The organism is Streptomyces sp. CNZ287 (assembly GCF_007827615.1).
This window is the reverse complement of record NZ_VISV01000002.1, coordinates 674680-698389: the sequence shown is the minus strand read 5'-3', so window position 1 is coordinate 698389 and position 23710 is coordinate 674680. Positions and strand designations below refer to the sequence as shown.

22 protein-coding genes and 1 pseudogene are annotated in these 23710 nt (G+C 73.0%); 11 read left to right on the top strand and 12 right to left on the bottom strand.

The window, feature by feature from the left end; all coding sequences use genetic code 11:
* Positions 1-109 precede the first annotated feature (109 nt).
* The 3 genes from FB457_RS07225 to FB457_RS07215 are packed head-to-tail and all read left to right on the top strand — an operon-like array spanning position 110 to position 3205.
* Complete coding sequence (locus tag FB457_RS07225) at positions 110-1339, top strand: sensor histidine kinase (RefSeq protein ID WP_253911111.1); 1230 nt, start codon at positions 110-112, stop codon at positions 1337-1339.
* A 4-nt stretch (positions 1340-1343) separates the two neighbouring features.
* The gene (locus FB457_RS07220) at positions 1344-2003 is read left to right on the top strand and encodes a response regulator transcription factor (RefSeq protein ID WP_047014345.1); all 660 of its coding nucleotides are present in this window, start codon (positions 1344-1346) and stop codon (positions 2001-2003) included.
* A 44-nt stretch (positions 2004-2047) separates the two neighbouring features.
* The gene (locus tag FB457_RS07215) at positions 2048-3205 is read left to right on the top strand and encodes an ROK family transcriptional regulator (RefSeq protein ID WP_047014346.1); all 1158 of its coding nucleotides are present in this window, start codon (positions 2048-2050) and stop codon (positions 3203-3205) included.
* Between the two features lie 111 nt (positions 3206-3316).
* Here the strand turns inward: FB457_RS07215 and FB457_RS07210 are convergent, their stop codons facing one another.
* Entirely contained in the window at positions 3317-4054 is a 738-nt protein-coding gene (locus tag FB457_RS07210) for a GntR family transcriptional regulator (protein WP_047014347.1), read from the bottom strand.
* A 167-nt stretch (positions 4055-4221) separates the two neighbouring features.
* Here FB457_RS07210 and FB457_RS07205 point away from each other — a divergent pair, with 167 nt between their 5' ends.
* Entirely contained in the window at positions 4222-4968 is a 747-nt protein-coding gene (locus tag FB457_RS07205; RefSeq protein ID WP_047014348.1) for an SDR family oxidoreductase, read from the top strand.
* A 288-nt stretch (positions 4969-5256) separates the two neighbouring features.
* Here FB457_RS07205 and sigJ read toward each other — a convergent pair whose 3' ends face one another.
* A complete protein-coding gene (gene sigJ, locus FB457_RS07195; protein WP_253911568.1) occupies positions 5257-6096 on the bottom strand; it encodes an RNA polymerase sigma factor SigJ in 840 nt (279 codons plus the stop codon).
* A 275-nt stretch (positions 6097-6371) separates the two neighbouring features.
* Between sigJ and FB457_RS07190 the strand changes: the two genes are divergently transcribed.
* Both FB457_RS07190 and FB457_RS07185 read left to right on the top strand, forming a co-directional pair.
* Positions 6372-7901, top strand: coding sequence for an alkaline phosphatase D family protein (locus FB457_RS07190; RefSeq protein WP_145781317.1), 1530 nt, complete (start codon positions 6372-6374; stop codon positions 7899-7901).
* Between the two features lie 163 nt (positions 7902-8064).
* Positions 8065-8223: a hypothetical protein gene (locus FB457_RS07185; RefSeq protein WP_486588946.1), complete on the top strand. Its 159-nt coding sequence runs from the start codon at positions 8065-8067 to the stop codon at positions 8221-8223.
* A 45-nt stretch (positions 8224-8268) separates the two neighbouring features.
* On the opposite strand, the gene FB457_RS07180 is transcribed toward FB457_RS07185, so the two are convergent.
* The 5 genes from FB457_RS07180 to FB457_RS07160 form a co-directional block, all read right to left on the bottom strand.
* On the bottom strand, positions 8269-9132 hold the full coding sequence (locus FB457_RS07180) for a polysaccharide deacetylase family protein (RefSeq protein ID WP_047014352.1): 864 nt from the start codon (positions 9130-9132) through the stop codon (positions 8269-8271).
* Positions 9133-9199: 67 nt separating this feature from the next.
* On the bottom strand, positions 9200-10318 hold the full coding sequence (locus FB457_RS07175) for an oxidoreductase (RefSeq protein WP_047014353.1): 1119 nt from the start codon (positions 10316-10318) through the stop codon (positions 9200-9202).
* 68 nt (positions 10319-10386) lie between these two features.
* On the bottom strand, positions 10387-11013 hold the full coding sequence (locus FB457_RS07170; protein WP_047014354.1) for a DUF1989 domain-containing protein: 627 nt from the start codon (positions 11011-11013) through the stop codon (positions 10387-10389).
* 54 nt (positions 11014-11067) lie between these two features.
* The gene (locus FB457_RS07165) at positions 11068-12456 is read right to left on the bottom strand and encodes an amidase family protein (RefSeq protein ID WP_186461939.1); all 1389 of its coding nucleotides are present in this window, start codon (positions 12454-12456) and stop codon (positions 11068-11070) included.
* Positions 12453-13889, bottom strand: coding sequence for a cytosine permease (locus FB457_RS07160; RefSeq protein WP_145781210.1), 1437 nt, complete (start codon positions 13887-13889; stop codon positions 12453-12455). The genes FB457_RS07165 and FB457_RS07160 overlap by 4 nt, the downstream gene beginning before the upstream one ends.
* A 122-nt stretch (positions 13890-14011) precedes the next feature.
* On the opposite strand from FB457_RS07160, the gene FB457_RS07155 reads away from it, so the two are divergent.
* Together FB457_RS07155 and FB457_RS07150 are read left to right on the top strand one after the other, a co-directional pair.
* Positions 14012-15586: a PucR family transcriptional regulator ligand-binding domain-containing protein gene (locus FB457_RS07155; protein WP_186461938.1), complete on the top strand. Its 1575-nt coding sequence runs from the start codon at positions 14012-14014 to the stop codon at positions 15584-15586.
* 138 nt (positions 15587-15724) lie between these two features.
* Positions 15725-15977 (top strand): annotated as a pseudogene (locus tag FB457_RS07150) (helix-turn-helix domain-containing protein); the annotation flags it as partial.
* Positions 15978-16371: 394 nt separating this feature from the next.
* On the opposite strand, the gene FB457_RS07145 reads toward FB457_RS07150, so the two are convergent.
* On the bottom strand, positions 16372-16536 hold the full coding sequence (locus FB457_RS07145) for a hypothetical protein (protein ID WP_253911112.1): 165 nt from the start codon (positions 16534-16536) through the stop codon (positions 16372-16374).
* Between the two features lie 136 nt (positions 16537-16672).
* On the bottom strand, positions 16673-17365 hold the full coding sequence (locus FB457_RS07140; RefSeq protein WP_047014358.1) for a TetR/AcrR family transcriptional regulator: 693 nt from the start codon (positions 17363-17365) through the stop codon (positions 16673-16675).
* A 149-nt stretch (positions 17366-17514) separates the two neighbouring features.
* Between FB457_RS07140 and FB457_RS07135 the strand changes: the two genes are divergently transcribed.
* Together FB457_RS07135 and FB457_RS35935 are read left to right on the top strand one after the other, a co-directional pair.
* Positions 17515-18186, top strand: a complete 672-nt coding sequence (locus FB457_RS07135; protein WP_047014359.1) for an SDR family NAD(P)-dependent oxidoreductase — start codon at positions 17515-17517, stop codon at positions 18184-18186.
* Between the two features lie 41 nt (positions 18187-18227).
* Positions 18228-18803 (top strand): hypothetical protein, encoded by a 576-nt coding sequence (locus FB457_RS35935; RefSeq protein WP_486588945.1) that lies wholly within the window; start codon positions 18228-18230, stop codon positions 18801-18803.
* 1342 nt (positions 18804-20145) lie between these two features.
* Here FB457_RS35935 and FB457_RS07125 read toward each other — a convergent pair.
* Positions 20146-21375 carry an MFS transporter gene (locus FB457_RS07125; RefSeq protein WP_486588944.1) on the bottom strand — a complete coding sequence of 410 codons (1230 nt, stop codon included), beginning with the start codon at positions 21373-21375 and terminating at the stop codon, positions 20146-20148.
* Between the two features lie 76 nt (positions 21376-21451).
* On the opposite strand from FB457_RS07125, the gene FB457_RS07120 reads away from it, so the two are divergent.
* Positions 21452-22015, top strand: a complete 564-nt coding sequence (locus tag FB457_RS07120; RefSeq protein ID WP_047014362.1) for a CGNR zinc finger domain-containing protein — start codon at positions 21452-21454, stop codon at positions 22013-22015.
* A 215-nt stretch (positions 22016-22230) separates the two neighbouring features.
* Here the strand turns inward: FB457_RS07120 and FB457_RS07115 are convergent, their stop codons facing one another.
* Both FB457_RS07115 and FB457_RS07110 read right to left on the bottom strand, forming a co-directional pair.
* A complete protein-coding gene (locus FB457_RS07115) occupies positions 22231-23052 on the bottom strand; it encodes a TatD family hydrolase (RefSeq protein ID WP_216725699.1) in 822 nt (273 codons plus the stop codon).
* Complete coding sequence (locus tag FB457_RS07110; RefSeq protein ID WP_186461937.1) at positions 23049-23708, bottom strand: hypothetical protein; 660 nt, start codon at positions 23706-23708, stop codon at positions 23049-23051. The genes FB457_RS07115 and FB457_RS07110 overlap by 4 nt, the downstream gene beginning before the upstream one ends.
* Positions 23709-23710: the final 2 nt, after the last annotated feature.

Here is a 23710-nt window from a genome sequence, read left to right as displayed (position 1 = left end):
ACGGGCCACGCTGCCGGTCGGGGCGGCGCCGGGGCCTCCCCCGCGCGCGGGTCGCCCCTCCCCCGCGCGGGGGAGCCGCGGGCCGGAGGCCGCTGGCACGATGGTCGGCGTGCCACCCTCTCCCCGACACCTCCTCCGCCCGCTGCGGCCGGTGCTGCGGGCGGTGACGTACACGCGCTGGCTGCACCTGTTCATCGCCGCGACGCTGGCCCTGCTGGGCGCCTTCGTCTGGGGCGTGGAGGACGTGCACCCGGTGGTCAGCTATGCCGTCCTCGCCCTCGGCCCGGTGCCGCTGCTCGCCGTCGCGGCGGCCATCCCCGGCACCCGGCTCCTGGAGACGATGCAGGCCCGGCTCCTGCTCTTCCCGGGTCCGCACGGCACGGAGGCGCAGCCGGATCCGGGGCTCGCACGCACGCCGGCCGTCTCGTGGGCCGACCGCGGCCGGGTCTTCGTCTGGCTGGCGCTGCGAATGTGGGTGGGGCTGCTGGCCGCCGTGGTCGGCATCCAGGGCATCTTCCTGACCGTGGCGCTGACCTCCGCGCACCACTGGCGGTCGTTCGAAGAGGAGGTCCTGGCGCTGCCGGGCGAGTGGCACGGGTCGTACCCGCTGCTCGTCCCGGTCGCGGTGGCGGTGCTGCTGGCGACCGGCTGCGCGCTGGGCGTGCTGATCGCCGCGCTGGCGCCCCGGCTGCTCGGGCCCTCGGCCGCCGAGCGGCTGGCCGCGCTGGAGGAGCGCACCGAACGGCTGCTGGAGCACAACAGGCTCGCCCGCGAGTTGCACGACACCATCGGGCACGCGCTGACGGTCGCCGTGGTGCAGGCCGGGGCCGCGCGGGCGGCGGGGTCGCCGGAGTTCACGGAGCGGGCGCTGGCCGCGATCGAGGACACCGGCCGGGAGGCGCTGGAGGATCTGGAGCGGGTGCTGCGGCTGCTGCGCCAGGAGGGCGCGCCGCCGTCCCGGCGGCCCGGGCTGGCCGAGGCGGAGCGGCTGGTGGCCTCCGCGCGCGGCGCGGGGGCGGACATCAGCGCGGAGATCGAGGGGCCGCTGGAGTCGGTGCCGGGGCCGGTGTCGCGGGAGGGCTACCGCATCGTGCAGGAGTGCCTGACGAACGTGCTGCGGCATGCGGGCCCGGTGCCGGTCAGGGTCCGTATCGCGGCCTCGGCGGGCGGTCTCGAACTGCACGTACGCAACCGGCTGCCCGCCGCGGCGGCGCCTCCCGGGCCGGGCGGCAGCGGTCTGCGCGGGATCCGCGAGCGGGCCGCGCTGCTCGGCGGCGAGGCGGTCGCGGGCCCGTCCGACGGCGAGTGGCGGGTGCGGGTCACCCTGCCGATACGCTGACGCCGTGCCCGTCTCCGTCCTCCTCGTCGACGATGACGCCCTGGTCCGCGCCGGGCTGCGGGCGATCCTCGAAGCGCAGCCGGACATCGAGGTGGCCGGCGAGGCCGCCGACGGTGCGGCCGTGATCCCCCTCGTGCGGCGACTGGCGCCGGACGTGATCGCGATGGACGTACGGATGCCGCTCATGGACGGCATCGAGGCCACCCGCGCCGTGCTCCGCGCCTTCCCCGAGCCGCCGAAGATCCTGGTCGTGACCACCTTCGAGGAGGACCGGTACGTGTACGGGGCGCTGCGCGCCGGCGCCGACGGGTTCCTGCTCAAGCGGGCCCGGCCGGCGGAGATCGTGCACGCGGTGCGGCTGGTCGCCGAGGGCGAGTCACTGCTCTTCCCGGCCGCGCTGCGGTCGCTGGCCGCCGGGCACGGCAACGAGGAGGCGCGCGCGGCGCTGGCGGCGGCGCGGCTCACCGAACGGGAGGGCGAGGTGCTGCGGCTGATCGCCCGCGGGCTGACGAACGCCGAGATCGCCGCGGAGCTGGTGCTGGGCACCGAGACGGTCAAATCGCACGTCAGTGCGCTCCTGGCGAAGCTGGGAGCCCGGGACCGGACGCAGGCGGTGATCACGGCCTACGAGTCGGGGTTCGTCGCTCCCGGTGCGGCCGGATAGCGGATACGATCCGCTATCCGGAAGCACGCTCAGGGAGGCTGACGTTGGCGCAGCTCACCGGCGGGGATCCGTCCCTGCTGCGGCGGATCAACTCCGCCGTCGTCCTGCGTGCGCTGCGCGACGCGGGCTCGGCGACGCTGACCGAACTGGTGCGGACCACCGGACTCTCGCGGCCCACCCTGGACGGCGTGCTGGAGGGCCTGGCCGCCAGCGGCCTGGTGGTGGAGGCCCCGGCCGAGGAGGGCACGACCCGGCGCCAGGGCCGGCCCGCCCGCAAGTTCCGCTTCCACGCCGAGTCCGGCCATCTGCTGGGCATCGAGATCGGCCCGCACCGGGTCTCCGTCCTCCTCTCCGACCTCGACGGCCGGCTGCGCGGCTCGGCGCTGCGCACCGTGGACGAGGCCGCGGAGGCCGGCGACCGGCTGGCGAACGTACGGACCGTGGTGCAGGAGGTGCTGCGCAGGAACGGCGTGGCGCGCAGCACGCTGCGCGCGGTGGGCGTCGGCAGCCCCGGCATCGTGGAGGCGGACGGCACGGTGCGGCTGAGTACGGCGCTGCCCGGCTGGACGGGCCTCAACCTCGCCGAGCGGCTGGGGCGTTCGTTCCGCTGCCCGGTGCTGGTGGAGAACGACGCGAACACCGCCGCGGTCGCCGAGCACTGGAAGGGCGCCGCGCGGCACTCGGCGGACGTGGTCTTCGTCCGCGCCGGACTGAGCCCCGGCGCGGGGTCACTGATCGGCGGGCGGCTGCACCGCGGCTTCGGCGGGGCGGCGGGCGAGATCGGGGCGCTGCACCTGCTGGGCCGGGAGGCGACGCCGGAGAAGCTGCTCAGCGTCACCGGGGAGCCGCTGCACCCGCTGGACGAGCCGGCGGTGGCGGAGGTCTTCTCGCTGGCGCAGGGCGGCGACAAGCGGGCGCGCCGGGCCGTGGACCGGTTCATGCAGCGGCTGGTGCACGACGTGGCCGCGCTGGTGCTGGCGCTGGACCCGGAGCTGGTGGTGATCGGCGGCTGGGCGGCGGGCGTGGACGACGTGCTGGAGCCGCTCCACGCCGAGCTGGCCCGCTACTGCCTGAGGCCCCCGGAGGTCGTGCTGTCGCTGCTCGGCGAGGCGGCGGTGGCCACGGGCGCGCTGCGGCTGGCCCTCGACCACCTGGACGAGGAGCTGTTCGCCGTGGAGAGCACGGTCACGGCGCGGCGGTGAGCCGGCGGGCCGCCGGCCGGACGGGGTATGCGCTCCCGGCCCGGCCGTCCGGCCGCCGCTTCCCGGTCCGCGCGGGGCGTCCCGTCCGGTCCGTACGCTCCGGGTGGCGGCTCAGCTCGCCAGCACCGCCGCGTCCGCGTCGAGGGTGAGCCGGCAGGTGTCCGCGCGGTACGTCGAGACCGCGACGGCGGCGGTACGCCCCCGGGAGACGTAGCGCGTGGTGACCACCAGCACCGGGGCGCCCGGCAGCCGGTCCAGCTCGCGGGCGTCCTCCGCGCGCGCCGAGCCCAGCTCGACGGTGCGGTCCTGGCCCTCCAGCGGCAGCCGGTGCAGCTCGTGGAGCACGGCGCGGGCGCGGGCGGCGCCGGCGGAGGAGTCGCCGCGGCTGAAGCCGGGCGCGGAGTCGCCGGGCACGTAGATCAGCTCGGCCGCGACCGGCTGCCCGTTGCGGCTGCGGGAGCGGTGCACCCGGTGCACCGGCTCCGTCGCGTCGGTGCCGAGCATGCGCGCGACGGCCGCGGGGGCCGCGACCGCGGAGGCGTCGACGGCCTCCCAGCCGTCGTCGGCCTCGCCCGGCCACATCTCGCGCGGGGAGCCCACCGGCACGCCGACGCGCGGCGGCGCGACGGTCGTCCCGACGCCCCGCCTGCGCTGCAGCCGGCCCTCCAGCTCCAACTGGTCGAGCGCCTGCCGCAGGGTCGCGCGGGCGACGCCGAAGCGGGCCGCCAGCTCGCGCTCGTTGGGCAAAATCTCCCCTACCGAGAACTCCGATTCCAGCGCCTCGCTGATCACACCTTTGAGATGCCAGTACTTCAGCTCGGTCACGGTGTCCGGCTGCGTGGTCCCCACCTGATCCTCGCAATCCCCGTCGGCCTGGCCGCCTTTTTGCGCGGTTGTTTATGAAAGGTTGTTGCAGTATCTCTCGCCGACAGTAGGACGCCACCCGGACTTGGTCAAGACCAATGCCCCTGGGGTACGGTCCGTCCGGCGATCCGACGGACGGCGGAAAGGCAGCGATGGACCAGGTCACGGTGGTCACGGGGGGAAGCCGCGGCATCGGCGCGGCGATCGTGCGGAGACTGGCCCGCGCCGGTCACGGCGTGGCGCTCGCGTACGAGCGGGCGGAGGCCGCCGCGGAGGGGGTGGCGGCGGAGGCGCGGGCCGAAGGGGTGGCGTGCGTGGCCGTACGGGCGGACGTCAGCGACCCCGAGCAGGTCGACGCCCTGTTCGACACCGCGCGCGAGCGCCTGGGGCCGGTGACCGCGCTGGTGAACAACGCCGCGATCACCGGGCCGCTGGGCCGGTTCGACGAGACGTCCCTCGACGTGATGCGCCGGGTGTTCGACGTCAACGTCATGGGCACGTTCATCTGCACCCGGCGCGCGGTGCGCGAGATGTCCACCCGGCACGGTGGCGGCGGCGGCGCGATCGTCACCATCTCCTCCGGCGCGGCCACCCTCGGCAGCCCCGGGGAGTACGTCCACTACGCGGCGAGCAAGGCCGCCGTGGACACCATGACGGTCGGTCTGGCCAAGGAGCTGGGGCCCGAGGGGGTACGCGTCAACTCCGTGCAGCCCGGGATGACCGTCACCGACATGCACGCGGCGATGGGCGACCCCGAGCGGCCGTGGCGCAACCCGGAGCGGGTGCCGATGCGCCGCCCCGGTGAGCCCGAGGAGATCGCCGGCGCGGTGGCGTGGCTGCTGTCCGCGGAGGCGTCGTACACCACGGGCGCGGTGCTGCGGGTCTCCGGCGGGCTCTAGCTAGGGCCTCTCTTCAATCTCCCGTCTGCGGCTGGGGGTACCGCCCACGTGCGCGCAGCGCGCTGTGGGGGAGCCTGGCACGCACGCTCGCTGCGTTGTCGGGATCGGCCGAAGGGGCCCGCTATGCGGTCGGCCGTCCGCCTTGCGATCGCACGCACCAGACTCCCCCTGCGCCCCGGGGGCGTGGGCGGTGCCCCCTGCCCCGCCCGCCCTGCGGGCGAACGACGCGAGATCGAAGAGAGACCCTAGACCCTCGTCCGGCCGCCTCCGCCGCCGTGGCGGAGGCGGCTAGGCGCGGACGCCGCGGAGCTTGTCCGGGTTGCGGACGACGTAGACGCGGGCGATCAGGCCGTCCCGGAGCTGCGGCACCATGACCGTGTCCGGCTCGCCCTTCGACAGGAGCAGCAGCCCGGGCTGGCCGTTGATCTCGCGGAACACCAGCTCCGGCTCCGGCACTTCCTGGATGCCGCCCGCCCTGCCGATGAAGATGCGGGCCGTCTTGTCGGCGCCCTCGATGACGCGGCGCGGCGCCTTCGCCTTGCCCCCGGCGTCGGAGATCACGTCCACGTCCGGGGCCAGCAGCGCCATCAGCCCCTCCAGGTCGCCGCCGGCGGCGGCTTCGAGGAACCGTTCCGTGATGTCGCGCTGCGCGGCGGTGTCCACGTCGTAGCGCGGCTTGCGCTGCGTGACGTGCCGGCGGGCGCGGCCGGCGAGCTGGCGCACGGCTTCCTCGGAGCGGTCGAGCATCGCGCCGATCTCCGCGTGCGGGAAGCCGAACGCCTCCCGGAGCACGAAGACGGCCCGCTCCAGCGGCGACAGCGACTCCATCACCACGAGCATCGCCAGCGTCACCGACTCGGCGAGCAGCGCCCGTTCCGAGCTGTCCGGCGGCGTGTCCCCGAGCAGGTCGGTGGCCAGCGGCTCCGGGAGCCAGGAGCCGACGTACGCCTCGCGCCGCGCCTGCGTCTGGCGCAGCCGGTCGAGGGAGAGGCGGGTGGTGATGCGCACGAGGTAGCCCCGCGCGTCGCGGACCTGGTCGCGGTCCACGGCCGACCAGCGCAGCCAGGTGTCCTGCACCACGTCCTCGGCGTCGGCGAAGGCGCCGAGCATGCGGTACGCCACGCCCATCAGGACGGATCGGTGCTCCTCGAAGACGTCTAGCTCGGTGCCGTAAGCCACCCCTCCATATCACCTGACGAGACACCCCCCTGTCCAATCCGGCCGCTCCCGGACGCCCTCCCCCGCGCGGCGCACTTCCCGCATCGCAGGGGCAGTTGTTCACTTGTCGTTCGTGCTACGGGCAACACACGCCGGTAGGTCTGACGGCGCACGAGATCCGCACGTCGACGGGAGACCAGGTGAACACGGGAGAGAGAACGAGCGGCGGCCCCGCGCGCCGGTCGGTGCTGCGCGGCGGCCTCGCGGCCTCCGCCGCGCTGGCGGTGCCCACGCTGTCCGGCGGCGCGCCCGCGCAGGCGCTCGCCGGCCGGCCGGGGGCGGCGTGGGGCGTACAGGTGGGCGATGTGACGGCCCAGGGCGGCACCGTGTGGGTGCGCGCCGACCGCCCGGCGCGGATGGTCGTGGAGACCTCCGCGACGGACTCCTTCCGCACGGTGCAGCGCCGCCGCGGCCCGCTGCTCGGTCCCGGCACCGACTACACCGGCACCGTACGGCTGCACGGGCTGCCGCCCGGCGAGCAGGTGCACTACCGCGTGGTGCTGGAGGACGCGGACGACCCTCGCCGCTCCGGCGAGCCGGTCGCGGGCACGTTCCGTACGGCCCCGGGGCGCCGCCGGGACGTGCGTTTCGTCTGGTCGGGCGACGTCGCGGGACAGGGCTGGGGCATCAACCCCGACCGCGGCGGCTACCGGGTGTACGCCGAGATGCAGGGCCTCGACCCCGACTTCTTCCTGCACAGCGGCGACACCGTATACGCCGACGGGCCGCTGAGCGCCGAGGTTCCGCTGCCCGACGGCACGGTGTGGCGGAATCTGGTCACCGAGGAGAAGTCGAAGGTCGCCGAGACGCTCGCCGAGTACCGCGGCAACTTCCGCTACAACCTGCTCGACGAGAACGTGCGCCGCTTCAACGCGCAGGTGCCGATCGTGGTGCAGTGGGACGACCACGAGGTGGTCAACAACTGGTATCCGGGCGAGATCCTCACCGACGCGCGCTACACGGAGCGCCGCGCCGACGTGCTCGCGGCCCGCGCCCGGCGCGCGTTCGCCGAGTACTTCCCGGTGCCCGCACTGGGCGCCGACGGCGCCGGGCGGGTCTACCGCACGGTCTCGTACGGGCCGCTCCTCGACGTCTTCGTGCTGGACATGCGCACGTACCGCAACGCCAACTCCGACGGGCTCGCCCCCGACGACGTCCACGGCATCCTCGGGCGCGAGCAGCTGGCCTGGCTCAAGAGGGAGCTGCAGCGCTCCCGCGCGGAGTGGAAGGTCATCGCCTCCGACATGCCGCTGGGCCTGGTCGTACCGGACGGCACGAACGTCGAGGCCGTCGCGCAGGGCGACCCGGGCGCGCCGCTGGGGCGTGAGCTGCAGATCGCCGAGTTGCTGCGGCACGTCAAGCAGCGGCGGATCACCGGCACCGTGTGGCTGACCGCGGACGTGCACCACACCTCCGCGCAGCACTACGACCCGGCGCGGGCGGGGTTCAAGGACTTCGCCCCCTTCTGGGAGTTCGTCACCGGGCCGCTGCACGCGGGCGCCTTCCCGGGCAGCGCACTGGACGGCACGTTCGGGCCCGAGCGGGTGTTCCTCAAGGCGCCGCAGACGGGCAACGTGGCGCCCAGCCAGGGCTTCCAGTTCTACGGCGAGGTGCTGATCGACGGCGGCAGCCGCGAGCTGACGGTGCGGCTTCGCGAGGAGGGCGGCGCGGTGCTGTTCACGAAGGTGCTGCAGCCGGGGCTCGTCGGGCAGTAGCTCGCCGTGCGTGAGGCCCTTGGCGGACAGCGAGAGCACCATGTTCTCAACCTCGGGTACAACATCAGTCATTCGGTTTCACTCCATGATCCAGTTCCACCGTCTGTTGTACACGCCCGGTACGGGAGCGGGTGCTGCTGTTCGTGGCGGCCAGGACGACGGCGTGGTCAGGCTCACGGAGAGGGCCGCGCAGCGGCTCACCGTGCCGCACGAGCTGCGCGTGCTCCCGGGCGCGACGCACCTGTTCCCGCAGCAGGGTGCGCTGGCGGAGGTCGGCGCAGCGGCGGCGGGCTGGTTCACGCAGACGGCCTCGGTTGGCTGAGCAGGCAGAGCCCGGGTGTTGCTGCCGCATCGGGCTCCCGGGGCGCTATGCCGGATACGCGTCGGCGGTGGGCGGGGCAGTGGAGTGGGTGGTCAGGTGCGGGTCGGCTGCGGCGGCGCGGGCGATGTCCGCGCAGTGGGCGAAGCGGATGCCCCGGCCGCGGGCGTAGGCGAGCAGGGATCTCAGGGCCTCGGCCCGGGCCGGGCGCCCCGTGAGTTCGGGGTGGAGGGTGAGCATGAACAGCGCCTGGTGTCGGGCGTGGGCGTCGAGCTCGTCGCGCCACATGGCCAGGACGGTGTGCGGCGCCTGGATGACGGAGCCGACGTGGGGGTCGGGCAGGAAAGCGTACTGCTCCCAGTCGTCGAGCGACCAGTGCGGCGGGAGTTCGACGAACCGGCCGCCGTCCGTGGTGGTGACGCGGTAGGGCCGGTCGTGCCCCATGAGGGAGGAGTCGTACAGGCCGTGTTCTGCGACGAGCCGGCAGGTGGTCTCGTTGGACTGCCAGTTCGCGGCCCGGAACCCCTCGACGGGGACGTCCTGCGCCGCGAAGACCTCCAGCGCGCGGGTGAAGTCGGCGCGTTGCTCGTCGTCGGTCATCTCGACGGGCGGGCGGTGGGCGTAGGTGTGGTGGGCGACTTCGTGGCCCTGTTCGAGGATGGCGGCGGTCAGACCGGGGTGGTGTTCGGCGACCCAGCCGGGGACGAAGAACGTGGCGGGGACGGCTTCTTCGTCCAGCAGCCGCAGGAGCCTGGGTACGCCGACGTCCACGCCGTACTGCTGGTGCGACATGGTGCCGGTGTGGGCGGCGTAGCGACGTGAGCGGGCCAGGACGGGGGAGTGGGCGTCGACGTCGATGGTCAGCGCGGCGACGGTGTCCCCGCCGGGCCGGGGGGAGCCGGTGGTGGTCATGGCGGATTCCTCGGGTGGAGCGCCCCGTGCCGGCCGGGGAGAACCGGCCCGGGGCGGGATCGGAGCCTCAGCGGCGGTGCTGCCGCCGACGGCGGGCGGCGTTGTCGAGGGTGACGGTCGGGCTGAGCATGGCGGGGTCGAACGCGGCCGGGTCGGCGCCCTTGGCCAGTATGAGCGGGTAGTCGGGGCCGGCGAGAGCGGCACGGCCCAGGGAGACCAGATCGGCGTGGCCGTCGTCGAGCACACCGGCCGCCAGCACGGGGTCGCCGAGGCCGCCGTTGGCGATGACGGGCAGCCCGGTGATGCGCCGGGCCAGGGCGGTGAGGGTCTCGCCGGAGTCCAGGGTGGCGCCCTCGGCCCAGCCCTGCCCCTCGCCGGCGATGTGGACGTAGGTGGCACCGGCGTCGGCGACGGCGGTGAAGACGGCGACGGCGTCGGCGGCACCGCCGGGCCACCGGTAGTGGTGGTCGTTGACCTTCCCCTCGGATAGGCGCACGCCCACCCAGAAGTCCTGGTCGGTGATCCGACGGCGGATCTCGCGGACGACCCGGGCGGTCAGCCGGGCCCGGTCGGCGGTGCTCCCGCCGTACTCGTCGGTGCGGGTGTTGGTGTAGTCGGTGAGGAACTGGTCCAGCAGGTAGCCGTTGGCGGAGTGCACCTCGATGCCGGCGAACCCGGCGCGGCGGGCACGGTCGGCGGCGGTGACGAAGCCCTCGACGGCGGTGTCGATGTCGCCGGCGGTCATGGGGTGCGGTACGGGCCAGGGGCCCGAGCCGCCGTATGCCGGCATCATCTCCCCCCGCGGCAGGACGGGTGAGGGGCCGGCAGTGCGCGTGCTGTGCCGGTTGCCCTGGGAGAGTGCTCCGGCGTGCATGAGCTGCATCAGGGGCAGCGCTCCGGCGTCGCGTACCGCCCGGGCGACGATCCGCCACCCCTCCTCGTGCTCGGCGCAGATGATGCCGGGCTGGTTGAGGTAGCCCTGGCTGTAGTGGGAGTCGGTGTAGACGCCCTCGGTGAGGACGACCGCGAAGCCGCCGCGGGCGTACTCGGTGTAGTAGTCGGCCATCTGCGCGGTCGGTGTGCCGTCGGGGGCGGCGGACACGCGGGTCATGGGGGCGACGGCCAGCCGGTTGGGCAGGGTGGCGCCGGCCACCTGGACGGGGGTCAGGGCAGGGTGGTCCCGCATGGTGAACGCTCCTGTGAACGGTGGTCTGCGGCGGTGTGGATCCGCCGCGGTGGGCTGTGGTCCGGACGTCAGCCGCCGACCGGGGTGGGACTGTCGGCGGCGAGCACCGTCACCGACAGCGCGGTGGTGGGGCCGGAGTTGACGGGGGCGAGATCCTGCGGGCAGGCGGAGAGCACGACCAGGCAGGCCATGGCCGCCTCGAACGTGATCGCGTCGCCCGGCCGGGTGGAGGCGGCGTGCCAGGTCAACTCGCGCGCGGTCGGCCGTACGTCCATGAAGACGTTGACCGGCTGCGGCACGGTGTCGGCGTACATTCCGTGCCGGGCCAGCGCGGTGGAGAGGTTCTCCGCGCAGGACGCGTGCCCGGAGGCGCCCAGTGCGCGGTACCGCTCGGGGTCGCAGGCCGGGATGAGCATGTCGTGCCGGCCTGGGGAGGTGTCCTCGACCAGGGTGAGGATCGGACGGCGCCGGGTGGTGAAGAACTGCTCGCCGGGTGCTGGGAACAGGCGGGCGGTCGCCGCCCGTGTGTGGGAAGCGCTGAGGTGCTCCGTCGGGTCGTCGGCGGAGTAGGCGAACAGGTCGCCGACCTGGCCGCCCTCCGGGTCCGTGATGCGCATGCGCTGACCGGTGGCGATGTGGAACGCCTCAGCTCCGCGCGCGGGGACGGTCAGGGACGCGACGATGGTCGATGTCATGGAGGTAACTCCAGCAGGCGAGTGAGTCGGTATCGAGGGAGGAAAGACCACTCTTCAGCGGCTTTCGGGGGAGGATCGGACACCCGAGCGGTGCTCCGGTGGAGGCGTGCCGACGAGGGGCCGCCTGTTCGGGGTGAGGTGGGGAGCCAGGCACGCGGCGACCGCCAGCACCCGTTCGTCCGCGCCGGGCGGGCCGGACAGCAGCAGCCCGGTGGGCGGCCCGCCGGCCGGTCCCATGGGCAGGGAGACGCCCGGCAGGTCCAGGAAGCTGGCGAGCATGGTGGTGGCGAGCAGCCGGGCGCTGAAGCGGTGCCAGGCTTCGGCGCGGGCGACGTCCGCCAGCGCGGGAGCCGTGCAGGGGGTGGTGGGGACGGCCAGCAACGCGCCCTCCAGGTCCCGGTCGAGGCGCTTCTGCGACGGAGCCCGCAGCGCCAGCAGGGCACGGCGGGCGGCGGGATCGGCGATGGCCAGGGACTGCTCCAGGCGCTCGCGCACCCGCGGGTCGAGCAGCGCCTCCCCGCCGCGGGTCAACTGCCCCGGCAGCGTGGTGGCCGCCTCGTGCGCCACCAGCGGCCCGTACCGCTCCTGCAGGAGCCGTACGGAGGTGAGCGCGCCCACTGCGCGGCGGACGATCCGCACCCCGGCCTGCTCCAGGGCGGTCAGCGCAAGCTCGAACCGGGCCCTGACCGGCGGGTCCGGCATCTCCGGCACGTCGGCGTCGTCGGGCACCACCAGCGTCACCTCCGACGGCCGGACCGGCGCCGGACGGGCCCGGTCCGGCCGCAGGGCGGCGTCGGCGGCCAGCAGCCGGGGCACGGTTCGGGTGATCAGCCCGACGGTGTCCAGGGAGGGCGCCAGGGGCAGGACTCCCGCGCGGGGGTAGCGGCCTCGCGACGGCCGCCAGCCCACCAGACCGCACAGGGCGGCGGGCACGCGTACGGAGCCGGAGGTGTCGGTGCCGACGCCGATCTCCGCGATGCCCGCGGCCACCGCCACGGCCGCGCCGGAGGAGGATCCCCCCGGCGCCGCGCCGGGCAGACGCGGGTTGCGGGGCGTTCCGTAGTGCGCGTTGGTGCCCAGCCCGCCGAGGGCGAACTCGGCCAGGTTCACCTTGGCGACGGTGACTGCCCCGGCGGCCGACAGGCGGCGGGCCACCGCGGCGTCCCGGACGGCTGCAGGCAGGTCGGCCCGGGTGCGGGACCCGGCGGTGGTGACGGTGCCGGCCACGTCGATGTTGTCCTTGTAGACGACCGTCAGCCCGTCCACCGGCCCGGCCGGGCACCCGCTGCGGTGCCGGTCGGCTCCGAGTCTCGCCTCCCGCCGGGCGCGGTCCGCGGTGAGCGTGATGACGGTCTCCCGCGCACCCGGAGCCTGCGCCCTTCGCAGCGCCTCCTCGGCCGCGGCCGTCGGTGGGCCGTCGGCGGTGGCCGGGACCGTGCTCACCGCGTGGTCCCGGCCACCGCCGACGCGCGGCCCGCCGCGCGTTCCTCGCGGCGGGCCAGAAGAAAGTGCAGGCCGCCGGCGACCAGCCCGCCGGCCAGCCAGGAGAAGTCGGTGTTGCCCAGCGCACGGGCGAGCGGCCCCTGCATCGCGGACACCAGTCCGTACTGCCAGCACCAGCCCGCCGCGATCCCGGTGCCCAGCGCGACCAGCGCCCGCCCGCGCCACCGCGGCCCGTCTGCCGTGTACAGGGACGCCACGTCTATCCGGCCCTCGCGCAGGACGAAGAACTCGGTCATCATCACCCCGGCCCAGGGGCTGATCCACACCAGGATCGACACCATCCAGTGGTCGAAGGACTGGGCGAAGGAATCGGACTGCATGAAGACCAGGAGCACGCCGGTGGCCACCACGCCCGCCAGCAGCGTCACTTTCCACCGCGCCAAGCGCACCCCGATGCTGAGCGCCGCCAGCGCGCACGAGTACAGGTTCAGGATGTTGGTCGCGACCGGGCCGTGCATGATCAGCAGCAGTACGGGCAGGGCCATCGCGCCGAAGGCGGCGACCACCAGGTGGGAGGGGTCCCCGCCCTTGCCCGCGCTGGCCAGGCAGGCTCCCAGGGCGGCCAGCCAGACCGTGGGCACGTACATGCCCAGTGCGGTGGCCCAGAACACCCGCCGCCCGGGCACGCCGGGGGCGACGAACCGGGAGTAGTCGGCCGAGTAGGGCACCCAGCTCACACCCCAGCCAACCCCGATCGCGGTCAGGAGCTGGGTGACCGCGGTGAACGTCTCCCCGCCCCCTTCGGCGCTGCCGCCGCCCCAGCGCACGTCCACCTGCGTCAGCGACAGCACCGTCATCACGGCCATCACCGCCACCGTCGCCGGCACCGTCCATTTCTCGAACGTTCGGATGGCGTAGAACCCGAAGACGGCCAGCCCGAGCTGCAGGGCCATGATCACCCCGGCCACCAGGTACTTCAGCCCGTCGCCGCCGTGGACGCCCAGCTTGGCGAGGAGCGTGATCGCCAGGTCCAGGATCACCCAGGTGTTGACCCCGACCCAGCCCATCGTCAGCACCCCCTGGACCACCCCGGGGATGATCGCCCCGCGCTGTCCGAAGGCCGCCCGACCCAGCACCATCTGGTTGACTCCGGTGCGGTGCCCCATGAGGTTGAACGCGCCGAACACTGCGCACCCGAGGGCGTTCCCGGCTGCGATGACCACCAGGGTCTCCAGCAGGCTCAGGCCCAGGGATATCCCCAGTGCGCCGAGGACCCAGTTTATGGGTGCCACGTTGGCGCCCACCCAGATCCACCACTGGTCGCGTGCCGAGGAGTCACGTCCGTGCTCCGGGATCGGCTCCACCCCGTGTACGTCGAACGCGGGCGGCGGCTCCGCCTGGACGGTGGCGTGCGGCGGGCTCTGCGCTGTCATGCTGACCTCCGGGGCGTGGCTCATGTGCAGTGACCAGGCCCACACCCAACACCCGGCGCCCCTGTGGTCCCCAGTGGCGAGACATCCCCTTTGGGTGGCTTGGGGGTGGGAGAATACCCACCGTGCTCACCATCAGCGCCCTCGCCGCTCTGCCTCGACTGGGGCTGGCCGTCCTCGTTCCCGGCCCGCCCGGCGTCCTCGACGCCGAGATCGCCTGGCTCCACAACACGGAACTGCCCGACCCGTCCGGCTACGTCGGGCGCACCGAGCTCGTCCTCACCAACGGGCTGTGGCTGCCGACGACCCCACCGGACGAGTTCGTGGACCACTGCCTCGCCGCCGGCGCCGCCGGCATCGTCTTCGGCCTGCGCGACGCCACCCCCCACACCCCGGCCGCGCTGACCGACGCCTGCCGTGCGGCTGGCCTGCCCCTGCTTCAACTGCCCATCGACGTCCCGTTCACCGCCGTCACCCAGGCCGCCTCCGACATCCGCGCCACGGAGCAGCAGACGCCCCTCGCCGTGACCCTCCGCCGCGGCACCGCGTTCACCGACGCCCTCTCCGCCGGCGCGGGGGCCGAGGGCGTCCTGCGCGTTCTGCGCCGCGAGTTCGAGCTGCCGCTAGCCGTCGTCGACCGCACCGGCGCCGTCCTCGCCCACAGCGCGGACGCGGCCCCGGGCGCCGACGACGCGCACATCGCCGCCACCGCCCTCACGCGCACTCCGCCGCCCATGGAGCTGGCCATCGCGGACGGTGCCACCGCCACCCTGCTGCCCGTCGGCGCCCTCGGCCACCCGGAGGCCGCGCTGCTCTGCCTGCGCCCCGCCGCCGGCCTCACCGAGCCCCAGCAGCAGGCCCTCAGCCAGGCGGCCCATTACCTGGCCATGGAGATCGCCCGCCGACAGGCCGTCCGGGCCAGCGAGGAGCGCTTCGCCAGCGAACTGGTCGACATGGTCGTCTCCGGCGTGGAGTCCCCCGTCACCCTCACCCGTCGCCTCGTCGCGTTCGGCATCGACCCCGCCCAGCCTCTGGCCGCGCTGGCCGTCACGAGCCGGGCCGGCGTCCCCGTGACGGACCTCGCCGCCGCCACCCGCACCACACTCCAGGACCAGGGAATCCCCGCCGTGGTCGCCGCCGGTCATGCCGATGTCGTCGCCGTCTGCACCTGGCGCCGACCCGCAGAGGCCCTGCCTGCCTGGTGCCGCCAGGTCACCGGCGCCGACCTCGCCCGGGAGCGCCGGCCGCCCCTCCTCCCCGACGGCAGCGTCGTCGGCGTCGGTGGGCCGGTCACCAGCCCCGGTCACCTGCGCACCGCCGTGCTCGAAGCCCGCCGCGCGAGCGCCGTCCTCGCGCAGACCAGCCGCCATCTCACCGTCGCCCGCCTGACCGACCTCCCGACGTACCACACGCTTCTCAGCCGGGCCGACCCCCAGACCCTCCACCAGCTCACCGCCGTCCTCGGCGCCCTCCGCGACTACGACGCCGCACACGAAGGCCGGCTCGAAAACACCCTGCGCACGTTCCTGGAGCATCAGGCCAGCCCTTCTGCCGCGGCCCGGGTGATGCACCTGCACATCAACTCCCTCTACAAACGGCTTGCCCGCATCACCGAGCTGACCGGCCGCGACACCGCCACCCTTACCGGACGCCTGGATCTCCTGCTGGCCCTCGAAGCCGATGCCCTCACCGCCCCGTGACCGCCCGAATGGCCGGCTAGCTGTTCTGTCTCGGGAGGTTGTGGACGGTGAGCCAGGTCTCGGCTGAGGGATCTTGATGAGGTAAGGGCCTTCCGGTTCGGTGTGGATTGCGACGTCGACACCAACAGAAAGGCCCTCGTGCCACACCGTAATGCACCCCTTGAGAGAGACCGGCCGGCTGCGTCTGGCCCGCTGCGTGATCGAGGACGGCTGGACCCTGCGCCGGGCTGCCGAACGCTTCCAGGTCTCGCCGACCACCGCCCAGCGCTGGGCCAGCCGATACCAACTGTGTGGCGAGGCGGGCATGGCCGACCGCCCCAGCCGCCCCCGCACCAGCCCGCGCCGCACTCCCACCCGCACCGAGCGACGCGGCCTATGCATTCACCTGCTCAGCGTTGAGACCGCCGGGTCCCGACGCCGGACGGAGGGGTACGTGCACGCGTCGCCCGGGTCCGCGCGGCGATACCACGGTCCGGAACACCCGCTGCAGCGCGGCCAGGTGGGCGTAAAGCGGAGGGGACCGTTCGCAGAGTGGGCAGTTCCTCGCAGGGGTTTGCACATGCGTAGCTCGACAGCCGCCAGGGCCGGGGGTCTTCCGGCGGGGCTGCTTATACCTGCTCAGTGCTCCACGGCCTCTGCTACGGCCTCGGCACCGGACTCACCGGCCTGATCTTCTGGTGGATCCAGCAGATGCTGTAACCCGCACCGTCGCGCCGTGCGGCGCCGATGCTGGTAGTTCCGGCTATCAGAAGTTGCGCAATGCGGTGCTGTGCTACCGCCCGATGTCAGTCGTGACGGGCGAGCTTGATCGCGGAGACGAGCAGGATCACGGCCAGCAGCGGAATCAGCACCAGGTTCGGGAACATCCCCAGACTGCCGTCGCGGCTGTAGCGGGCGAAGGCCACCAGCAGGGTCGGCAGGGAGACCAGCACGCGGCCTTCGAGACGCACGCTGTGTCGCCGGTGCACGCGGAGGTCACCGAACGCCTCCGCGAACTCTGCTCGCGGGGACGGAGGCGTACCGGCTCGGCCTGGTCGCCGGGAAGGGGCTCCCCGCGGCGCCTTGAGGCAACGCGCGTCCCGACGGTCAGGCGCCGCAGGCCCCGTTTCCGCCGAGGCTGATCATGGCGCGGTACAGCTGCTCCTCGGTGAGCGGCGGCGCCGGTAGCGGGTGGGCGCGGTCGGTTCGGAAGCCGTCGAGCAGAAGGTAAAGGTGGCGGCGCCAGGCGTCCGGGGCGATGGCGTGGGTGGCCTCGGTGACGCGGCTGTGCGACCAGATGACGAAGGCAAGGTCCTCGGGGGTGAGGTCGGGGCGCAGGCTGCCCTGCTCCTGCGCACGCTCGACGATGTGTACACCGAGTTCGCGGATGCGGGTCTGGGCGCCCGCCAGGCAGGCGCTCTCCGGCAACCGTATGGAGGCCAGGTCGTTGAACCCCCGGTCCTGTGACTGGAGTTCGCACATGGTTTCCAGGAAGTGGCACAGCCCCGCCCAGGCGTCATCCATGGTGACGGCCTTCTCGGCGGCCTCCCGCCAGACGGCCAGCTTCTCGGCGAAGGTCGCCTGCACCAGGTCCAGTCGGGTGGGGAAGTGCCGGTACAGCGTGCCGATGGCCACCCCGGCCCGCTTGGCCACCTGCTCCAGGGGTGCCTCCATGCCCTGCTCGGCGAAGCAGGAGCGGGCCGCGGTGAGCAGGGCCTCGCGATTGCGCTGCGCGTCGCGCCGCAGGGGGCGGACAGGGGCCGGGTTCCCGGCGGAGGCGGACGGACGGTCGATGGCCATGTCACTCAGGCTACCAACCGGAGGCATGCCTCATATTCTCTGCTACGATCCAAAAACATGAGGCTGCCCTCGACTTTCAGCCCTGACCGCTGTCGTGGCGGGAGGTGCGCCTCATCCATTCAGCCCGTCCGACCACAGGAGCACCAGCCATGCCCGTCCTCGCCGTCATCGGGGCAGGCCCCGGCCTGGGCCTGTCCATCGCCCGCCGCTTCGGAAGGGAGGGTTTCCAGGTCGCCCTGGTCTCCCGGACCCAGGACAAGCTCGACGCGCTCGCCGCACAGCTCGCCGATGAGGGCATCGAGGCCGCGGGCTTCGCCGCGGACGTGACGCGTCCCGACTCGCTGCAGTCCGCGCTCGCCGCGGTCGCCGACCGGTTCGGGGCCGTCGACCTACTGGAGTACTCACCCGCCGACCCCACGTTCGCCGGCGCCGCCGCCGTCGACGCCACGGCGCAGGACCTCCACAAGCAGCTCGACTACTACCTGTACGGAGCGGTTGCCGCGGTCCGTCAGGTGCTGCCCGCCATGCTCGAACGCGGCAGTGGCACGCTGCTGTTCACCACGGGCGCCTCCTCGGTCCGGCCGCTGGGCGGCGCGTTCGGCAGCGTCGGCGTCGCGGCGGCGGCCCTGCGCAACTACGCCATGGCCCTGGGCGTCGACCTCGCCGAGAGCGGGGTGCACGCCGCGCACGTGGCGATCGGGGTGTTCATCGGCAGCGGTCCCGGCACCGAGCCCGAGACCATCGCCGAGCACTACTGGGACGCCTACACCAAGCGCGACCAGGCCGAGATCGTCCACACCGTCCCCGGCGGCATCTGGTGAGCACCTCCGGCACGCCCGCGGCAAACACGGCCAGGCCACCCATGGTGAAGTTCTTCCGAGCCGCCAACAAGGTCGTACGGCCGCTGCTCGCCTCCCGCTTCCACAAGCCGCTGAGCGAGCGCCTGATGCTGCTCACGTACAAGGGCCACAGGACGGGCCGCGAATTCACGGACCCCATCGGCTACTTCGACTGGGATCCCGGCACGGTGCTCGCCATGTCCTCCCAGCTCGGCTGGATCCCCAGCATGCGCCAAGGGTCCGCCGTCCGGCTGCGCATCCGGGGCCAGGACCACGGCGCCGTCCCGACGGTCGTCGAGGACCCTGAGAAAGTCGCCGCCCTGCTGGGTGAGTTCGGCCGGCGCAAAGGGCTCAAGGCCGCCAAGGGGCTGATGCTCGGGTCCCGCCGCCGGCGGCGGGTGCGTGGAGGGGGGCGCGGACCGGCGCACCGAGGGGTGCGCGGACCCGGTGCGCGGACCCGGTGCGCGGACCCGGTGCGCCGACGGGTGCAGACGGCCCGCGGGGAGGGCCGGTTGCACCGCAGGTCAGACCGGCTATGCAAGCGGTCCCGCGTCGCCGACACCTCTCATTCGACAGTAGTTAGAGGTCTGGATCTCTGATGGGCCCCGGGGCTGGGGCAGGACGTGTGTGGTCCGGTCGGTGCCGTGGTGACCCCTACGACACCTCCGACCATGCGAGGTCTTTGAAAAGACCGGTGGCGCTGAGTGCCGGCCGGTCCTCGCACGTTCTGCTCTCACGGCCCCGCCGGGTTCGAGATCCTCGACGGACGAGCTGCCGCACGGTGACGCCTTCTTCCTCGCGAGCCTTGAGCTCTGGACACGGCGTGCGCCCGTGCGGTCTGGCCCAGATCGGCAGTCTCCCGGACAAAGTGGTCGTCCAGCCGTGTGTACATCTCCAGGATCCTTTCCAGATCCTGTCCAGACGCGTCGTTTCGGAACTCGTTGCCGCAGGCCAGGGACACACGGGCAACGTCGGCCAGCGCCCAGGGCACGTACTTGAAGGTACTCCGGCTCTTCCGCCACGCACCCAGGCTGTACGTCGCCCATACCAGCGCGATGAGCGGCATGAGTGCACTTGGTCGATGGCGACGGATCCTCGCCACGTACTCCTGATCGCTGATCATCTGCCTGACTTCCCATGCCATACGGCAGGGATCTCGCCAGCACGTGCAAGCTGTCGCCTCCATTACGACGGGCCATCACCACCCGAGGCGACGGGGCTCTACCACGATGGCCCGCCCTGGCGGATACGTCGCTGACGCCGAAAAGACGCCGCGTACGTGACGCCCGACGACGCCCCGTGAAGGATCCCGGCCCGGGAGAACCCGCTCACCTCCTGAAAACTGCTGCCGCTGGGGCGGAGGGTCCTGCCACCATCAGACAAGACCTGAACCAGGCGAGGAACGATGGCCAAGTTCCGATTCGGCTCGAGCGACTACACCGTCAACATCCGCACGCAGCACAACGCCAGCCTCCTGCAGGGATGGGAGGTACACCGCCTCGTCCTGGGCTTCGAGGTGACAGCCCACGACAAATACACCGAAGACGCGCCGTTCCTCGTCTCCGGCAACCTCTGGACGTCCGGCCTGCCCGGTCCCGCGAGTTGGGTTGGAGTCCTGCACGCTCCGGGTCCCATCGGCCTGAAGCCGTTCACGACGACGCTGACGCTCGAGACCAGCGTGACGGACCAACAACTGCGCGGTCTGGAGAAGATCCGGGCGGGAGCCGACCTGACCCTGACCGTCCTCGCAGAGACACGACACTGGCCCGTCGCCTCCGACAACGAGAACATCCGCATCCCGCACGGGGCCTGGAGCAACCAACTCGCCCAGGTCGACGCCGGCGCCTTCGTCGACGTCCTCGTCCCGATCACCACCGTGGAGGCCCGTGCGACCGCGGCACGCCGCATCCGTGAGGCGAAGTGCGGACGACATGTACGAAGTCACGAAAGAGTTCGCTCAGACGGCGCCGCGGGCACCGGGGGCCCGCCGCCCGCCACCCGGCGGCCGGCTGCCAGGGCGACGGCAGGCTGGACGACCGCCAGGACCACGCAGAGACCGGCCATGACGGACCACATCGCGGCAACCCCGGCGCGCTCAAGGAGCTGGGTGCCGAGCAGCGGTGCCGCGACTCCGGCGATGCCCCAGCCGGTGCCGTAGACGGCGAGGTAGCGGCCGGTGCCGCGGGGCGGTGCCAGGTCCGCGACGACGGCGAGGGCCCGGCCGACCAGAAGCAGGTCCCCCAGACTCCACACGACGGTCGCGATGACGTGGGCACTGAGGCTGTCGGCCACGGCGTACCCGGTCAGGCCGGCCGCCAGCAGGAGACCGCCGATTGCGAAGGCCGGGGGCGCGGACCGGGCTGACAACCACTCCAGGCGCAGCAACGGTTGGCCGGCGACGACGGTGAGCGCCGAGACCGCGAGCAGCATCCCGGCGTCGGCCGGCTCCAGACCCCGTTCGGCCAGGGCGAGGGGTAGTGTGACCGCGATCTGCAGGTAGACCACGGCGAACAGCGTGCCGGTGAAGAGCATCGCGAGGAGCATGCGGTCACGCCACGGCGCGACGTTCGCGGCGCCGTCCCCTTGCCCGCGCGCTCGCGGCCGGTCGGCGGGCAGGGCGATCCGGACGACCAGTGCACACAGCAGGCAGGTGACGGCATCGGCGACGAACAGCCACCGCAGATCCCACCGGCCGAGCCCTGCCGCGATCCCTCCGGCGGCCAGCCCGGCCACCGCGAGAGCAGCGTTGAGCAGGCTGTACGCACGTACCCGCGCAGCCTCCCCGACGGTGTCGGCGATCATTGCCTGGCTCGGCGGCTCGTACAGCTCGAAGACCAGCCCGAGCAGCAGCGTGAACCCCACCACGGCCGCCAGGCTCGGCGCGACGGCGATCCCGGCCTGCGCCACGGCGCAGCCGCCCAGGCCGGCGACCATCGTCGGGCGCCGCCCGAACCGGTCGGCCAGCCGGCCACCGGCCAGGCGCGAAGGAATCGTGGCGAGCCCGAAGACGCCGACCACCAGCCCCGCGGTCGCAGGAGCAGCGTCGTACCGCGCTGTGATCAGCACGGCGAGGAACGGCAGCGAGAACGCCCCGAGCCGGTTCACCGCACGGGCGGCGATGAGCACCCAGACGGTACGCGGCAAGCGGTGCCCGCCGGACAGACCACCCACGACCCACCGCCCGTCACTGACAAATCAGGTAACGTCAGTGATGACGCTAGACCTCGAAGGAGTGACCGGTCAAGTGATGTTCGACAGTCACGTTGCGATGCTGCTCGACGTATCGGCCGCTCTCGTGAACACGCTCACGGACGGCACCGCCCGCGGCCGCCCCTACACCGCACCGCGCGACGGTGACCTGCCCATCGCGGTCGCCACCGCCCTTCCCGGCGAAGCCCGGGTCGACCCCGCGGCGGCGGCCTACCTTGGCCGCACCGCCGCACAGCTACGCACCGTCTTCGAAGCCGTGGAGAAGCAGCGCATCGACACCGCCGCCGACCATCTCAACTCCCTCCTGCGCGCCACCGGCGCCCGCCCCCAACTGGACCGCGTACCCGGCGAACCCTGGCAGGTCCACTTCCACGGCGCCGACGACACCCTCGCCGTCGGCTGGAGCGCCGGCTGCGCCACCGCCCTCGCCCTCGCCGTCGGCAGCGACCTCGCCGGCCGCCTCGGCGTCTGCCAAGCCCCCCGCTGCGACCGCGTGTACGTCGACACCTCCCGCAACGCGGCACGCCGGTTCTGCTCCACCGCCTGCCAAAGCCGCGTCAAAGCCGCCGCCTTCCGCGCCCGCCACACCCCCAGCCGCTGACCCGCATCGGCCGGGCGGACCGGGGCTCCGCGGCGACATGCCGCCGCGAGGACCGGCGCAGGCGTCGCCGGGATAGACCCGCTGGCCTGGGCTGATCGGTTTCCGTGGTGGAGCTTGACCCCATCAGCGGCCGCCCAGACTTACCGCATGCCGTGCCTCGGGGGAGGCTGTCGAGGACTGTGATCTGGTGGTTTATCAGGTACAGCGAGTGTTGCTCAGGTCTGGTCATCTTTCGTGAGCAGAGATCGGGTTCGGTGAGCGTTGGCATGTGGCGATACGGGAGCGTCCGCTTGTGCCGCTAGCCGGGTTGCATCAGCGGATTTGCAGGAAGCGCAGCTGGTTGTCGTGGAGCTGGCGGGTGGCGTGTTCGGGAGTGAGAGCCCACTGGGTGGCGAGGCGGGAAGATCTGCCGGGCGGGCTGGTCGTCTGCCCTGGCGGGCGAAGGGGCCGTCGGTCTCCAGAAGGATACGGTCGGCGGGAACGGCGTCGATCAGAGTGCGGCCCTTGGCCGATGCGGTCATCGCGGGATTGATGGAGAACCACAGTCCTGCGGCCAGGGCTTCATCGACCAGGGCTAGAGGGCCGGTGTACCAATGCAGGATTGCCGCCGCGGCGCTGGCTTGTGCTAGGCGTGAGATGGTGTCCTCTTCGGCGCCGCGGCTGTGGACGGTCATGGGCAGGGCGCGGGCGCGGGGATCGGCGAGCACGGTTTCGAAGACCCTGAGCTGGGCGCGGCGGGTTTTGCGTCCGGTGGGGGAGTAGTCGAGGCCGATTTCGCCGATCCAGGTGGCCTCGGGCGGCATGCGCAGGAAGCGCGCCAGGTCTGCGGGGGCGAAGTCGCGGGCTCGTAGCGGGTGCATGCCCAGGGCGGCGTGGACGCCGGGTCGTCGGCCGAGTCGGGTGCGTAGCAGCCGATACTCACCGGGATCCTCGGTGACGGCCACGACATCGACTGAGGCGTCAGTGGCCTGGCGCAGGACGGCGACGGGATCGCTGTAGCCGGTCAGGTGGCAGTGGCTGTCCAGCAGGGGGGTCACGAGTGCCGCTCCAGCAGCCGGGCCAGTTGCCCGTGGGCGCCGGCCGTGATCCAGGTGCGGATCTCTCTGCCCCCGCGCCGCCAGACATCGATGAACGCCTGGTGCTCGCCGCGCGGCAGTGGGCCGTTGCGCAGGATGCCGTTCGCGGGTCGGCCGGGTCGGGTGCCGGCCGGCACGGCGCGCAGGCCGGCGCTGCGGTCGGAGCCCTGATCGAGGAGTGCAGGATCGGTCAATGCGTCCCACGCGTAGTGTTCGGCCCGATCCCAGCCGGCCCGGGCCATCGCTGCTCGGCGGATCAGGCAGGGGAAGCAGTAGCCGCAGTTTCCTCGGGGCCGCTCGGCGTACCGGGCGGCCTCCGGACGCGAGCAGGAGATGCTGTGCGGTGCGAGTTCGCGAAGAAGAGGCTGGTTACGGCTGCCGGTGAGCATCTCGCCCTTCGTCTTCAGGCGATAGGGGTTGACCAGGCGGTTGGGCATGCCGATCGCCTGTGTGACCTGGGCGAGCAGCCCCAGGTAGTGCGGATGGGTGGTGCGGGTGCTGAAGCTCCCGGCCCGGGCCCGGGTCAGGGGCACGTTGAGGCTGATGTAGCCGTTTTCGGGCAGATAGACCGGGATATGCGGGCCGATCGAGGAGGCGACCGCAAGGGCAGTGCACAAGA